Source organism: Paralteromonas sediminis (assembly GCF_003820355.1).
Lineage (GTDB): Bacteria > Pseudomonadota > Gammaproteobacteria > Enterobacterales > Alteromonadaceae > Alteromonas_F > Alteromonas_F sediminis.
Genome location: NZ_RPOK01000001.1, coordinates 641,178 through 656,830, shown reverse-complemented (window position 1 = coordinate 656,830; position 15,653 = coordinate 641,178). Strand labels below are relative to the sequence as shown.

Below are 15,653 nucleotides of genomic sequence, written 5' to 3'. Positions count from 1 at the left end.
GGCATGTCTGATACCCTCTCAGTTTTGCTGGAGCACGAAGACTTTCTGGTTGTGAACAAACCTGTTGGTGTGCCAATGCATGATAAAGATAGCGGTATTGTTCAACAGGTCCACGCACAAACGGGTATCGCGAACCTTCATTTAGTCCATCGTCTTGACACCCCTACTTCAGGGTGTCTAATCCTCGCTACCAATAAAAAAGCGGCAGCCACACTGTCCAGAATGTTTTCTTATCATCAAATCGATAAATACTATATCGCCTTGCTGGCGAACAAACCGAAAAAGAAACAAGGCAGTGTAATTGGCGACATGATCAACCGCAGGAGCGGTCAGCGTGCACTTACCCACAGTAAAGATAACCCTGCAGTGACTCAGTTTTTGAGCGAATCCATCGAACCGGGGTTAAGACTGGCTCTGGTCAAACCCATCACAGGTAAAACACATCAAATCAGGGTGGCGATGAAAAGCTTAGGCAGCCCCATTATTGGTGATGACAGGTATGGCGGTGCCGCGGCAGACAGACTCTATCTGCATGCATGGCATTTGCGCTTTGAGTATGCAAACGAAACGATAACCTGCTACGCCAAACCCTTAGCCGGTGACCTGTTTTCGCTGCAGTCTTTTGATACCTGGTTGGAACGCGCACCGGCCCCTGAAACGCTGAAATGGCCAGGCAATCAAGTTTCGTCGGAATCGAAGTAACCATGCCCCCCGTTCACGTTATCGGCCATGGAGCGATTGGCAGCCTGATGTTGGCCAATGGTCAGCTTCAAAACATGGCCATGAGTGCATACGTGCGCAATGCGTCGTCTGTAACAAAAACAGTTGTCACCCTCGACCAACAAATTGTTAGCCTGCCCTCCCCGGTATTGCGTGTTACGCCTCTGCCCCAGCACTGTATTATTGTTGTGCCTGTAAAAGCCTATCAGGTTGAGGCCGTGCTTAACGACTTAGCAAAGCATATTACACACAACCACACAGCCGTGCTTATGCACAATGGCATGGGTAGCCAGACATTGGTGAGTAAACTGCTACCCCATCACGCCATTTATTATGCCACCACTTCCTATGCAGCAAAAAAAGATAAACAACAGGTTTGTGTTACAGGCCATGGTCAGACTTATCTTGGGCCGGCAACTGCGTTAGCACAACAGGATATCGAACGAGGGAAGCAGGTCGAAGACATACTCTCTGCACTTTTACCGCCGGTTACTTATTGTCATGATATAGAGCAAATACTTTGGCAAAAACTGGTGATAAACGCCTGTATTAATCCGCTTACGGCGATTTATAAGGTCAATAACGGCGGTTTACTGGATAGCGTCTATCAACCTGCTGTGGAGCAATTGATTTTGCAATGTTTTAATGTGATGCAAGCATTGCAGATGACAGCCTCACTCTCACAGCTTAGGCAATCGGTATATACGGTTATTGAGCAAACTGCCAATAATCACTCTTCTATGTACCAAGATATCAAACACAAGCGGCCCACAGAAATAGACTTCATCAATGGTTATGTCGTGCAGCAAGGGTTAAAAACGGGTGTCGATGTATCGGCGCATCAAGATGCCATGTTGAAAATTCGACAAATGGAAGCCAAGTATCTGTAACCAATAACGCGCAGTACTCAGCTTTTCAGAGCGAGTGGCAACCAAATGGCCTTTAGCGCGTCCTGATTTTCTTCATCAAACTTAACACCATAAAAGTGCTGTAATGGCGCCTGTTTAAGGTTTTTTACCACGCCCCGTAACGTCACCATTTTGTTGTCTGCCTGTTTAACGCGCATCGCTATCGATTGGCGGTTTTTCATCACTGCCATTTTTTGCTCCGCAGGCACGGCCAAGCGACAACCGTTTGCAGATATGTCTACGATATGGCCGGAAAAAGATTCTCCCTCAACCCCATCAATACTCACTTGCACGGGCAAGGTGATACGCGAACGGTCTTCGCTTCGCAGGGACTGGCTTTGCATCAACTCAGGAAAGTCGACCACAACATAGTTAAACGGCTGCGCCATAACACTGCGGATCACGCTTTTAAACGCCACTACGTCACCGGTTTCGTCTTCGAGAATAAGACGCATGATGACGTCATTGGTGGCGTATATGGCATCGCGTAAATTGCCATATTTGCTTTCGTCTGGCATACGCACAATAAAGACGTTTTTTTGTTGATCAATACCGATGAGGTCGGTTCTGGCTCGTTTAGTCGCGGTTGGGGTGTCAGCCTGAATATCCACCCACATGCCTGGCCTCATCAATTGAATTTTTACTGCGTCTTCCGCTTTTAGCGATGCAACCTTTGCCTTCATTCAGGTACGTCCAACGGTATAAAAAAGTGAAATAGGAGTGTGTTCTTTGAAATGATAACACCAGGCATAAAAAAAGCACGGGAACTCCGTGCTTTTCAATGGGACTACTGCGAAAACTACTCAGCGGCGTTTTTCTCTGTGCTTTCTTCGGGCTTCATATGCGGGAACAAAATCACATCTTTTATTGTTGGACTGTCAGTAAATAGCATAGCAAGACGGTCGATGCCGATACCTTCTCCGGCAGTAGGCGGCAAGCCGTACTCCAATGCTCTGATGTAATCATCATCAAAGTGCATGGCTTCATCGTCGCCAGCATCTTTCTCTTCCACTTGCTTGCGGAAGCGCGCAGCCTGGTCTTCTGCATCATTAAGCTCGCTAAACCCATTAGCCAGTTCACGGCCACCTACAAAAAACTCGAACCGATCAGTAATGAAAGGATTGTTGTCATTGCGTCTAGCTAATGGCGAGACTTCCCATGGGTATTCAGTGATAAAGGTAGGCTGCATCAACTTTTCTTCAGCGGTGGCTTCAAAAATCTCACACAGATATTTACCCGCTCCCCAAATGCCATCAACTTCTGGTTCTTTGATGTGCAGCGCCTTAGCCATGGCTTTTAATTCATCAAGATGGGCCTCAGGGTCGCGTATTGCCGCCTCGTTAGCCTCTGGCCAATATTTCAGAATAGCCTCGCCCATGCTTAAGCGGTCGAAGGGCTTACCAAAATCATACTCAATCTCTTCTGTTACATTGCCCTCGCTATCTTTTACCGTGTTGATGATTGTGGTGGTACCCAAAATCTCCTCGGCAAGCGTTCGCAGCATGTCTTCAGTCAGATCCATCAGGTCTTTGTAGTCAGCGTAGGCTTGGTAGAATTCAAGCATAGTGAATTCTGGGTTGTGACGAGTGGACAAGCCTTCATTGCGGAAATTGCGGTTAATTTCAAACACCCGTTCAAAACCACCAACCACTAATCGCTTCAGGTATAACTCTGGGGCTATTCGCAGGTACATATCGATGTCTAAGGCATTGTGATGGGTGACAAAAGGCTTTGCCGTTGCACCGCCCGGAATCACCTGCAACATAGGCGTTTCTACTTCCATATAATCTCTGGAAGCGAGGTAATGTCTGATACCGTTGACAATCTGGCTACGGATTTTGAAATTTTTGCGAGACGCTTCATTGGTGATCAAATCCACATAACGCTGACGGTATTTGGTTTCCTGATCTGCTAGGCCGTGAAACTTTTCAGGGAGCGGCCTGAGGGACTTAGTCAGGAGCGCATACTTCTCCATATTGACATATAAGTCACCCTTACCTGATTTATGCAACGCACCAGCAACCCCAATAATATCACCAATATCTAATTGACCGTATTGTGCTTTCAGGGCTTTTTGTGTGTCTTTGTCAGCATACGCCTGTATGCGTCCTGTCATGTCCTGAAGCAACAAAAATGGGCCACGCTTTGCCATGATTCGACCCGCAATACTCACTGCATTGCCTTGCTCAGCGAGCGTCTCTTTATCTAATTCGCCGAATTTATCTTGCAGATCCTGTGCATAATCGTCACGCCTAAAATCATTAGGGAAGCCATTCGCTTTGCAGTTTTCGCGAATACTCACTAATTTGGCGCGGCGCTCTGCAATCAATTTATTTTCGTCTTGGTTGTGTTCGCTCATCTATGCATGATCCTAGCGGTTAGAGGCCAGACTTTAGGCTGGCTTCAATAAATTTGTTTAAATCACCGTCTAATACGGCCTGAGTGTTTCTGGTTTCAACACCAGTACGCAAGTCCTTAATGCGCGAGTCATCTAATACGTACGAACGTATCTGACTTCCCCATCCTATGTCTGACTTGCTCTCTTCCAGTGCTTGTTTTTCCGCATTTTGTTTTTGCAATTCAAACTCATAAAGCTTTGCTTTTAACTGCTTCATGGCCTGATCTTTATTTTTATGTTGTGAACGGTCGTTTTGACATTGCACCACTATGCCGCTTGGTTCGTGTGTGATACGCACAGCGGAATCGGTTCGGTTAACGTGTTGTCCACCTGCACCAGACGCCCGATAAGTATCTATTCGCAAGTCAGCCGGGTTAATTTCAATATCAATATCATCATCGATTTCGGGATAGATAAACGCTGAAGCAAAAGAGGTATGTCTGCGATTACCCGAATCAAATGGCGACTTTCTTACCAAACGATGTACACCGGTTTCCGTTCTCAACCAGCCAAATGCGTACTCGCCCTGAAAGCGAATGGTGGCACTTTTAATACCTGCAACATCACCGTCGGAGACTTCGATGAGCTCGGTCTTAAATCCGTTTGCTTCACCCCATCGCAAGTACATGCGCAGCAGCATATTAGCCCAATCCTGCGCTTCTGTGCCACCCGAGCCTGACTGTATATCAATGTAGCAATCGCAGGTATCGTTTGGACCGGAGAACATACGACGAAACTCGAGAAGTTCTAGTTTGCCCAGAAGCTCTTCTAACTCAGCCTGTGCTTCATTGAAGGTATCTTCGTCTTCAGCCTCTACGGCGAGCTCGACCAATCCTTCGACATCCTCAGCGCCTTGAACGAGCTGTTGAATGGTTTCTACAACCTGCTCCAGACTGACTTTCTCTTTACCCAACGCCTGTGCTCTTTCGGGCTCATTCCAAACATCGGGGCTTTCTAATTCTCTGCTGACTTCTTCTAACCGTTCTACTTTGACATCGTAGTCAAAGATACCCCCTAAGTGCATCAGCACGAGAGCGAATATCAGCGATAGCGTTTACGACGGGATTAACTTCAAACATAGTGTTGACGAGCGCTTTATGATCAATAAAAAAGAGCGAGGATAGTACCGGAAATGCCCATTTGCTTCAATTCCAACGGACGTTTATCTGAACTAAGCACCATTTAATTTAACATTTTTAAACGCATAGCGCGTTTAGAAGTGATAGTCCCTTGTGTACACAGGTTGTGTGAAAACTCGCTTTTATCAATGACGTTTTCAATTGCTCGACGCAGTGAATTTTGGGCCTCTATAATTTTTGACTGAGTGTTGCCGTAACGCTCACGTCTTCCATGCGGTTATTAGTCCGTTAACACCTATAATATTCATCATTCTTTTGAAGTTATAAGCCAAGATATGCAGACTCACTTTTGTTTTCACATGTTTAAGTGGTTTTGTCAGTAGTTGGTTGCCATCTGCCCATTGTTTATTGTACCGAAGGGATGTTCAACGGTTTGATGCCTCTATTTCCTCAGACATCGCTAACACAATCGCTACGAACGTAAAGTACTGCCGCCCGTGACCAATTCAAAGTCGAGCATTTGGCTTTGTGTATCACCGTTGAGAAACATACGCGTTGCAATCTCACCTTTTTTGGCGCTGAACTGTTGAACTGTTGTAAGGGTTGGGTGATAACGTTTAGCAATATCAATACCATCAAAACCAACCACCCGAATATCCTGAGGGATCCGCATGCCTAATCGTAATGCCTCTTGCATAGCAGTGAGAGCAATGATGTCACTCATACAGAGCAAAACATCGGGGCGATGTGGTGCATTCAACACGTTCTGAACAGCAATAATCGCGCACTCGTGCGTACTTTCAGGTATGTGCCAAATAGCATTATTACTTATGCTAAGACCCACATGCTCAATGGCTTTTAAATAACCATCCAAACGCCGGTGAGAAATTGAGTATTCACTGTCGAACAGCTGATTATCACCCACCACACAAGTGTGCACATCATCGACCAAGCGCAAGCCTAAAATCACTGGATTTTTAGCCGCTTTATCGAGTGCCAAAAGCGCTGATTGGTATGCCGCTTGGGTATTGTCAATATTAACTGAGGGAGCGTTCTCAATATCGAAATCGATGGTTACGACGCGTTTATTGATTTGACTTAATTGTCGTAACAACACTTGACTACGCGGTGAGCCATAACAAATAAAGCCATCGACAAAGTCGACGACCTCATTGACCGAATCATTGTTACCCGAGAACAACAATAAATTGGCCTCTGATTCTCTAGTGACTCTGGCTACCCCTTGCATTAATTGACTGGCCACTGGGTCAGTTACCATATATTCCAAGCTATCGGGCAAGACCAGACCAATAATATTGGTTTTTCCGCGACGCAGTGAGCGTGCAGCTTTATTCGGTCCGGCATAACCCATTTCCTGACATGCGGCTAATACCTCAGCACGTTTCTTGGCGGAGAGTTGGTCCGGACGATTAAAGGCGTTGGAAATAGTCGCTGTAGAAACATCTAAGCGACGGGCAACTTCTTTTATTGTTAGTTTGATATTGCTCATACCGCCACACTACCGCATGGCGGGAAAAGATCAATCATTCTAATAAGCTGTTAATAGCAAAGGATTGGCTTTGTGTAGCATCGTGAACGGTTATCGTCGCTTGTAGAGTATCCAAATCTATCGCTAACTCTGCGCTTGAATCGTCATTTTGCCATGACAATACAAGTCTTTGTTGTTGATAATTGGCACTAAAGTCGCCACCAAAGGCAGGCGTATTGTTGCGAAACTTGATAAGTTTCAATAGACCTTGTACCACAGGTTTTTGTAAGTGGTGTCTGACTGCCGCCTTATCTAGATAAGGCCGATTGATATCCCGCCCAACATTACTGCGCGCCAACAGCTCCATATCGTTTTCGACGGCGAGTAACCCCGCATAATACACCTGAGGGATCCCAGGGCAGAAAAATTGTATCGCACGTGCTAACAAATAGGCCTCATCATCTCCACCCAAGGCGTTGTAGAAAGTACAGTTGATTTGATAGAGGTCAACGTTACTCGCCGCAGCACCTGTTGCGAGGCGAGACTGGCCATTTGAATTGCTGTGAATGGTTTCCACCAAACCATCTATTTCAGCGGCATTTAACAATCCTGGTTTATCACCCGAAGGCCCAACATCGACAATTCCGATGCCATCATGCGTATCAAGCACCGTAAAACAGTTGCGCGGTGAAATCTCCAACCACTCTGCCAATGCGGTGGCATCGCGACTAAACAACGTGTGTAAAACCAAAGGCGGTAATGCGAAGTCATAAACACTATCACAGCGCTTAGCGATTTCGATCTGCGTTTCGTAATGACTGTGAATTTCGACCAAACACTGCATATTTAAATCGCGTGCCCGTTGGCTCAACTGTTCGATAAAGGCAAAGGTCTCCTCTAGCATAAAACAATTGGTTCCGGCACGTTTGATTGCATAACCCGCAGCATCAAGTCGAATCAGGTCAACTTTGTTATCAGCAAAGGTATCCAGTATCGAAGTGAGATAATGCTGGCCAGGCTGCGACTCAACGTCGATGTCGATTTGATTGGCGGTAAAGGTCGTCCAAAATGGCACCGTTTCGTTATTGGCTAAGGTGTAATCGGTAAAAAATGGTGTTGGTCGCGGCCGAAAAACTTTAGCAATACCTTCCTCATCATCGTCACTAAAAACGGATTGTTTAGTCAGAAATAGAGGCCAAAATTGCGAATCTTTACCATGCTCCAATACATCTTTAAACGGCACGCTCTGCGCTGACATGTGATTGACAATAAGGTCGGCCATAATATCAAAGCTCTCACCGAGCATTTTAATGCTATCCCAATTACCCAAGCGCTGGTCGACAATAGTATGATCGATCGGGTCAAAGCCCGCGTCTTCGCCGTCAAACGGATAGAAAAACGGCAACAGATGAATACCGGTAAATACGCCCGCAAGATCGTGCTCTAATAGTGACTGCAAATCACCCAATGCACCATTACCTAAGCGGTCTGCGTAGGTGATTAATTGAACGCCATTGTTAACTGGCATATAGCTCTCCAAAAAAATTCAAGTTACTCACCGAGCTGTAAATTGCTCTGTTTAGCGAGTAAAAATGCGCCGAGTAATCCGCTGTTTTGCCCCAACTGTGGAGCCACTATGATGTCTTCAAAGGATTTATTACTCGGTAGTACTAAATAATCATTAAGACTGATGCGCGTTTGAGCAATGACATTTGTTAACAGTCCAGGCTTTGCCATCACCCCGCCACCTATAACAATGGTATTGGGTGAAAAATTCAGCATTAAGTTGTGACAAAGTTGCGCAAGAATTAACGCTTCAAGCTCCCAAGCAATATGATCATCAGGTAGAGTCTCTGCAGGTTGCCCCCAGATTTTTCCCATCGCAGTACCCGAGGCAAAACCTTCTACACAGTTGGCGTGAAATGGGCACTGCCCTTTCAGCTGCGGATGGCCGGGTACTAGCATATGGCCAATCTCAGGGTGCACCGTGCCATGCAATGGCGCACCATTGATCACGACGCCACCACCCACACCCGTACCGACTGTGATGTAAATAACGACTTGTTGGTTTTTACCCGCTCCCAAAGTAGCTTCGGCGAGCGCAGCGCCGTTAACGTCAGTGTCGATCACCACAGGCACGTTTAACGCTGATGCCAGCTTTGGTAGCAAAGGCGTATCGGACCAATGAGGCTTAGGTGTGTTGGTGATCCAACCGTATCGTGCTGAGGAAGGATTAAGATCTAAGGGGCCAAAACTTGCTATACCTAAGCCCATCAGAACACCGCGCTGGCGCTGCTGGCTAAACCATTGGACAACACTTTCAAGCGTCTCATCAGGGGTAGTAGTTGCAATCCGAGTTTGCTGAACAATTGCTCCCGAAGGATCACAAATTGCACAGTTAAACTTTGTGCCACCTGCTTCAATAGCGCCATAATATTCGGTCATGCGGGCTCTCCGGAGACATTGTATTCGGACTTTTCAACCTGTGCCAAACGAGCTTCTGTTGGTCGTTTCAGGTAGTTGTATACCAAACCTAAGAACAACAAAGCAGCAAACCCGGTGGCAACGATAAAGCCATACTTGGCATCGCCGCCATACATGTCACTGACGATACCCATGACCAACGGCCCAACTGCCGCGCCAGCGGCGGTAAAGCATAAAATCACACCGGCCACAGCGCCGTGCTGATACTTGGGAAAACAGCTAATTCCCTTAGAGTTGAACGTCGGATAAATCACCGACATAAAGATGCCGCTTAGCGGGAATAAATACAGAGCAACCGATTTACCGCCCCACAAACCGCCAACAAAACAGACCAAAATGCAAAAGCTGAACAGCACTAGCACGGTGCTCCACTCGAATCGCTGCATCATCCAAATCCCGACAAAGCGGCCCAGCGCACGCAGTGAGAAGAAAATCGACACTGCATACATGGCGAGCACTTTGTTTGTATCGTTGCTGTAACATGCGAAGACGTCCTCAACTGTGCCAGCGTTACAAATCAAATAACTTGGCATCCACACATAAATCGCACTTTCAGCGGCAACATATAAAAATGCACCTATTGAAAATCCCATAGCATAAGGGTCTTTAAGAAGTTTCAAGCTTTCGTGCAAGCTGGCCGACCCGCGCGTTTTAGGTTTTTGATACTCGGGGTACTTCACTAGCAATGCCATGACGATCAAAATCGTACACAGACCACCAGCGATTACGTACAACCACATCCAGTGCACACCAGAGCGAATTAAATAGGCAACCAGAAGCGGCCCAATAATGGCACCAACCCCGAAGAATGCTTCGGCACCATTCATGGTTCCGGTGTGCTGCTTGGTCGAGGTTGATATATCACCGATTAGCGCAAGCGCTGCAGTTTTAAAGATACCAACAGCCAAACCAGACAATGTGATTAGCCCCAAAATAAACTCAAAGGTTTCACCGACCAAAAATAAGTAACAAGAAGCTGCAAATAGGCCAAGCCCAAGAATTAACGAAGGTTTACGCCCAAAACGATCGGCTAAAAAGCCAAGAAACAAGCCTGAAAATGCGATGCCCACCATAAAAAGTGAGTGCATCAGACTGGCCTGAGTATTGTTTACGCCAAATTCGATTTTGACCTCTTTAATGATCTCGCCAACCGAATCTGATGTCATTGCAAACATCATAAACATCAGATAGGTCAGCCAGCGAATCAGCGCCAAATTTCGTGTATTTGCTGCAGTTGTCATAAAAACTAAACCTGAAGATTAATAGGCAGAGGTTCCCCTCTGCCTAGCTTTGATTAGAACGAGTACTTCACTGAGATTGAACTAGTGCGTCCATTCAAAGGTCTGGCGCGGATAATGTCGCCCGCCATCGCATTGCCTTCTTCAGATTCGGTAATAACAAACTCATCAGTCGCATTGTTGATATTCAAACTGACTGAGAAATCATCAGAAATGTAATAGGTTGCAAATAGATTAACCAGCATATATGCATCCTGCTTTAATTCGTTACTATCTTGCACGTAGTATTCAGTTGAGCCTTGTAACGCGGCGCCTACTGTGAAGTTGTCGGTATCGAATTGCGGTACGATAGTATAGATCAAGTCTGCTTGGCGACGTGGTGTATTACCTACCAACGCAGGGTTAAAGCGGTCTTCACTGATCTCTGCATCGGTCCAAGTGGCGTTACCGGTAACTGAGAACCCGCTACCAATGTCATAACGCCCTTCAAGCTCGATACCCGTTGCTTCGTACTCACGGATAAAGGTTAAGCCACTGGTTAATTCGGCTTGGGTATCTTGAGTAACGGTATTGAAGAATGTGGCATTGAACTGTAAATCCGGTGTACCGTATTTTAAGCCCAATTCAAATTGATCAGTTTCATCAAAACCCGACGTTGTGCTGGTTAAACTGCCATCACCATTTAAGGTTCCCGCGATTTGTAACAAGCGATCAGCGATGGCACGGCCACCTTCACTGTAACGAGCAAAGAATGTCATTTCGTCACTGTACAGATATGAGCCCCCCAAAGAGAATGAGGTATTACTCGCGTCGTAATTGATGATTTGGCTGCCGGTACCAGCACGGTTCAGGTTGATTACACCACCACCGAATCCGAAGCCATTTGACGCCGATGCATCTTCAGAGTTGCCGTCAATAACGCCATTGCCATTTAAGTCAAAATCGGTATTACCACCACAACAAGCGCTAATGAGCTCGCCATTAGCATCGACGCTATCGCGACGCGCACTGATATCGAATAACCAGTCGTCACCCACTTCGAAACCAAAGTTAATATATGGCGCTGTTGTGGTGTAGTTTAGATCCCACTCCCAGGACAAGAAACTCGGTGCCCATAAGCCGTTGTTTACCAGAGCATTACCGTCAGCATCAGTGATGTGCAGATATTGAGAATCGGTACCATCTACGGTTTGAATAAAGGTATTCCAGCTGTTCCAACTGGTCGCGATATCTTGTTTTGAGTAGTAGTAACCAACCGTTAGTGACATACCATTGTCGAATTCTTTGCGAACATTGAGGTCATTGATCATATTCCCCAAATCATTAATTGACGTGTCGAACAACAGATTTAGGAAGGCTAGGCCTGTGTACTCGCTACCGGCATTGGGACCATTGGCCAAAGTCACTGAAGTGCTGGCACAGTTAAACGGGTTGCCATCGCCGTCGAGTGCCGAATCACAAATTGCGCCAGCCATTTGTTGTGCTCCCTGTGGACCGAACGCGCCAAAGGTATCAGTAAATGGCGAAATAAATCCGCCCGATACATCAGAAATTCTAAATCTGTTGAGTAATACAGTATCTGGCGCAACTTCTAAGTCCGCCTCAAAACCGAACGAGGTCACTTGGGATTCAATCCCGTCAGTCAGGTCGCGATTGCGCGGGTTACCAAATGAGTCGAACGTAGAGACATTAGTGGTATAAGCCGAGTGCAACGTCTCGCTGCTGGCGTCAAAATTAGGTACAGGGCCATAGTCACCATTGCTGTTAACTAAAACTGGTGCAGGTAGATAAGTTGTTACGCGGTCGTCTAAATGTTTGAAATAGAAACGCACATGGCCTTTGTCGAGCAACTGCGTCATATTGAATTTTACTTGACCACCTTGGTCGCCGTTGAAACCAGTATCACGCGTACCTTCACCACCGCGAGCGAAACCGCCGATGTGGAAATACAAGTCATTGTTGATTTCACCACCATAAGAGAAGTCTAAGCGGAATTCATCATAGTCCACACCAAAAGATGTGCCAATTGCACCACCGCCACTTTCGCCAGTTTTACTGATCAAGTTGATAACGCCGCCAGGTGAGTTACTGGCAAAGGTCGAAGCTGAGCCACCACGCACAGCTTCAACAGTGCCGACAGACCAGTCATAACGCAAGAAGTTATCCGTGTTACCAAAGTTGATATCACCGAACTCTAGTACGGGTAACCCATCTTCGTGAATCTGCATAAACTTTGAACCACCGGTCGCAAGTGGAATACCGCGAATAGTGATATTGGCGTTACCACCACCACCGGATGATTCTGCGCGAATTCCAGGTAGTGCGCGAAACACCTCTGCCGTTGAGCGCGGTGCCAGCTTCTGTATAGCAATGTCATTCAATGAACTTACCGATACACTCGCTTCTTGTGCAGTAGCTCCTGAAGGTGACGCAGTTACGACAATTTGTTCATACACCTGCTTGTCAACATCGGTTTCCTCTTGCGCTAAAGCAGTAGTTCCAAGTCCACAGGCAATAGCAATTGCTAGGGTTTTCATTTTGTAAGTTTCCAACATAGTATTCTCCACGCTTCAGTGTGCTCCATACATTTCTACCGACTACAGGAAAAGTATGGAATATAGATGTATCTGTTCAAACACTTTCTTAATCGATTAAGTAAACGATATCAGTCACTGTTTAAAATGTAAACATCATGTTGCATGTAAAATTTCAAAATGCATTTAAAGGACTGATAGATATATAAATTTAAGCTTTAATTATTTGTTATCAAACAGTGATCAAAAATTGGAACCAGATAAAATTTGTAAAGTCTTAAAACGCAGAAAGCCAATAGCTGGGGGCATACTATTGGCTTTTTAGGGCTTTGAAATATTACTCGAGTAGGTACCCGAATTAATTCAGTCTTACCGCCTCATTTTCTAACAGAAGTTTTCACTTTATTCTGATTAAACAAGACGTTGTGTTTTGAATGTAGATGAACGGCTGCGATTTGTCTTGAGCGGTCTATCAGATGAGGTTTCAACCCGCGTTTAAAAGAGTCAGGTTAAATATGAGCCACTACAGTTTATCTACCCCTTTAAAAATGCGTTGAGACTTCTAAGCGCAATACGCGGCCGGGCTGAGGAAGGTCGTTGGGTATTGCAACTGGGGTTATTCCATTATCTGCCGTACCATTGCTGGGCTCGCGAATATCGTCATTTAATGCATTCTCAACCTTAAGGGCCAATACCGTGGGGTAGTGTGTAAAGGTATAAGTGACAGCCGCGTCCAACCGGTTATAGCTATTTACATTCGCACGAATGTCGCCTGGAATACGATTTTGCTCGCCCACATAAAACCACTGCAAAGACGTATCAACTTGATCATTTACTGTGTAATTAATACGAAGATAACCTGTCAATTCAGGGTATTCACCCACATCATCATGCGCTACCTCGTCATTTGCTTTCACATAAGCCATATTGACCAGGCCTGTCCATTGTTCAGACAATGCATAGCGCCACTGCGCCTCCATACCGTATCCTGTTCGTTTACCCAGGTTTTGTGCTGTTGATGTTGTCGCGCCACTGTCAGGAACAAACGTAATGAAATCGTCTATTTTGTAATAGAAAACGTTCATATCGATATGACTTCTCTCATCTGGAGAATAGGCTAAAGCCAACTCTACAGTGTCAATCGTTTCAGGATTTAAGTTAGGGTTACCCAAGGCAAGCGGATTGTTTACGACTGAGGTTTCAGCAAACGCCGGCGCTCTAAAAGCCCTACCATAAAGTGCTTTTAAGGTGAGATCTTCATTCGCTAGCCACACTGCAGCCACTCTAGGATTGATAGTTTGTCCAAAATCAGAGTAATCATCGAGTCGGGCTCCCGCGGTTATTGATACCGCATCGGTTATTGCCAATACATTTTGAACAAAAAGGTAGACGTTTTCCCTGTCTTTTTCCGGAATAAACACATCAGCTGTATCTGTCACATCAACTAATCCAAGTGGATTGGGACTTAAATCTGCATTGAAATTTTTGCTTTCTCTGACTTCATAAAGATTCTGACGAATATAGCCACCGCCAAGGACTATGGTATTGTTTTTAAAACCTGAATATAGCGCTTTGGCCTCTACCCTTGTGGTTTCCTCTTCCCATTCGGGATTGCCAATGAGTCCATTAGGAAATGCCCCAAAGAGCGCGCCGCTAGGAAATAAAAACAAATCACTGTCGACTTCCTGAGACATTCGGTACAAGCTAACATTTCCTTCAATGGTGAGGTCATGGCTAAGTGGTAGTGGTTTTAATTGCGCCTTCAAAATATGTCTGTATCCGCCCAGCCTTCCTGTGGGATCGAGAGCCCCTAAAATGCCTTGATGAACACCCAAATCGTTCCTTTCCTGAACGCCCAACGATAACTTAACGCTGTCATTTTCAGCATTAGCCCAAAGATCAATAGCTTCAAAGCCCGTGCTTTGGTAACCAGGCGCGTTGGAAGCATCATCTGGATTAAAAGGTAACACACCGGATTCAAATAAGGCATCGCCCAGTTCATCCAGATTGGTTTGCTCATCTCGCTCAATGAAACCGCTGTACCCGTCGGATTCAACCCATTCAACGTTAAGTGCCAGCGACCAGTCACCGATGCGATGAAATAAATTGCCCCACAGGTTTCGCGTATTAAAACTCCCCACGGCTGCACCGACCGTATTTTTAACCCTGTCCGTTGCCGATTTTGTGACAATATTAACGGCCCCTGAGAATGCATCGGCACCAAGCAACGCTGAGCCAGGCCCGCGGATCACCTCAATCCTTTCTATTGATTGAACGGGGAACCCACCCCATGGAATAAGACTGTCACCTCTCACAACACTTTTTAGTGGAACACCGTCTACCATCAATAGTGAATGGGGTCCAAAAACAGACACAATGCCTCGAAAATTAATACTCGGAGCCCCTCCTTGAGAGGTACGAGACATATGTAGCCCAGGTATAGTATTCAACACATCAATTAAATCATTCGCACCCATCGCCTCGATATCACTTGCAGTGATCACTGTAGCAATGGCAGGCGCTTTTTTAACTGATACTGCGGTACCTGTAGCAATTTTCACCTGAAGCAGGTTACCCAAATCCATCGCCAATAGCTCGTCGAAACGGGCGTCTGCTTCTTCTGCATAACTATATAAACTCGTAATATAGAGTAATGAGGTGAGGCACAAAACGTTTGCTTTTTGAAGAAATGCTTTCATTGACCAGAATCGATTAGTGTGATGGAAACACAATGGGGCTCGTAAAACACGCCATGTTTTGATAAGAACATGAACCTATCAATAATGAGTATAACAGAACAACG

Annotated in this window: 11 protein-coding genes and 1 pseudogene; 2 read left to right on the top strand and 10 right to left on the bottom strand. The window is 45.8% G+C overall.

Translation table 11 applies throughout. The features are described from left to right. Positions 1-3: 3 nt before the first annotated feature. On the top strand, positions 4-702 hold the full coding sequence (locus DRW07_RS03010) for a TIGR01621 family pseudouridine synthase (RefSeq protein WP_124026395.1): 699 nt from the start codon (positions 4-6) through the stop codon (positions 700-702). A gap of 2 nt (positions 703-704) precedes the next feature. Then, on the top strand, positions 705-1,610 hold the full coding sequence (locus DRW07_RS03005) for a ketopantoate reductase family protein (protein WP_165870377.1): 906 nt from the start codon (positions 705-707) through the stop codon (positions 1,608-1,610). A 17-nt stretch (positions 1,611-1,627) separates the two neighbouring features. Here the strand turns inward: DRW07_RS03005 and DRW07_RS03000 are convergent, their stop codons facing one another. The 10 genes and pseudogenes from DRW07_RS03000 to DRW07_RS02955 all read right to left on the bottom strand — a co-directional run bounded on the left by DRW07_RS03000 (position 1,628) and on the right by DRW07_RS02955 (position 15,549). Continuing rightward, positions 1,628-2,311 carry a flagellar brake domain-containing protein gene (locus DRW07_RS03000; protein ID WP_124026393.1) on the bottom strand — a complete coding sequence of 228 codons (684 nt, stop codon included), beginning with the start codon at positions 2,309-2,311 and terminating at the stop codon, positions 1,628-1,630. 116 nt (positions 2,312-2,427) lie between these two features. Beyond that, positions 2,428-3,987, bottom strand: coding sequence for a lysine--tRNA ligase (gene lysS, locus DRW07_RS02995; RefSeq protein WP_124026392.1), 1,560 nt, complete (start codon positions 3,985-3,987; stop codon positions 2,428-2,430). Between the two features lie 19 nt (positions 3,988-4,006). Then, positions 4,007-5,105, bottom strand: a protein-coding gene (gene prfB, locus DRW07_RS02990; protein ID WP_124026391.1) for a peptide chain release factor 2 whose coding sequence is annotated in 2 segments (ribosomal slippage) — positions 4,007-5,029 and positions 5,031-5,105 — 1,098 coding nt in all. Because the reading frame shifts where the segments join, the coding sequence is not laid out codon by codon here. A gap of 260 nt (positions 5,106-5,365) precedes the next feature. Continuing rightward, a pseudogene (locus DRW07_RS18415) lies at positions 5,366-5,547 on the bottom strand (IS5/IS1182 family transposase); the annotation flags it as partial. A gap of 30 nt (positions 5,548-5,577) precedes the next feature. After that, positions 5,578-6,615 (bottom strand): LacI family DNA-binding transcriptional regulator, encoded by a 1,038-nt coding sequence (locus tag DRW07_RS02980; protein ID WP_124026390.1) that lies wholly within the window; start codon positions 6,613-6,615, stop codon positions 5,578-5,580. A 34-nt stretch (positions 6,616-6,649) separates the two neighbouring features. Continuing rightward, positions 6,650-8,122, bottom strand: coding sequence for a sucrose phosphorylase (gtfA, locus tag DRW07_RS02975; protein WP_124026389.1), 1,473 nt, complete (start codon positions 8,120-8,122; stop codon positions 6,650-6,652). 23 nt (positions 8,123-8,145) lie between these two features. Then, positions 8,146-9,039: an ROK family protein gene (locus DRW07_RS02970; RefSeq protein ID WP_124026388.1), complete on the bottom strand. Its 894-nt coding sequence runs from the start codon at positions 9,037-9,039 to the stop codon at positions 8,146-8,148. Then, on the bottom strand, positions 9,036-10,262 hold the full coding sequence (locus DRW07_RS02965; protein ID WP_124026833.1) for an MFS transporter: 1,227 nt from the start codon (positions 10,260-10,262) through the stop codon (positions 9,036-9,038). The genes DRW07_RS02970 and DRW07_RS02965 overlap by 4 nt, the downstream gene beginning before the upstream one ends. A 110-nt stretch (positions 10,263-10,372) precedes the next feature. Beyond that, positions 10,373-12,871 (bottom strand): TonB-dependent receptor, encoded by a 2,499-nt coding sequence (locus DRW07_RS02960; RefSeq protein WP_124026387.1) that lies wholly within the window; start codon positions 12,869-12,871, stop codon positions 10,373-10,375. Positions 12,872-13,392: 521 nt separating this feature from the next. Beyond that, positions 13,393-15,549, bottom strand: coding sequence for a TonB-dependent receptor plug domain-containing protein (locus DRW07_RS02955; protein WP_124026386.1), 2,157 nt, complete (start codon positions 15,547-15,549; stop codon positions 13,393-13,395). Between the last annotated feature and the right edge of the window lie 104 nt (positions 15,550-15,653).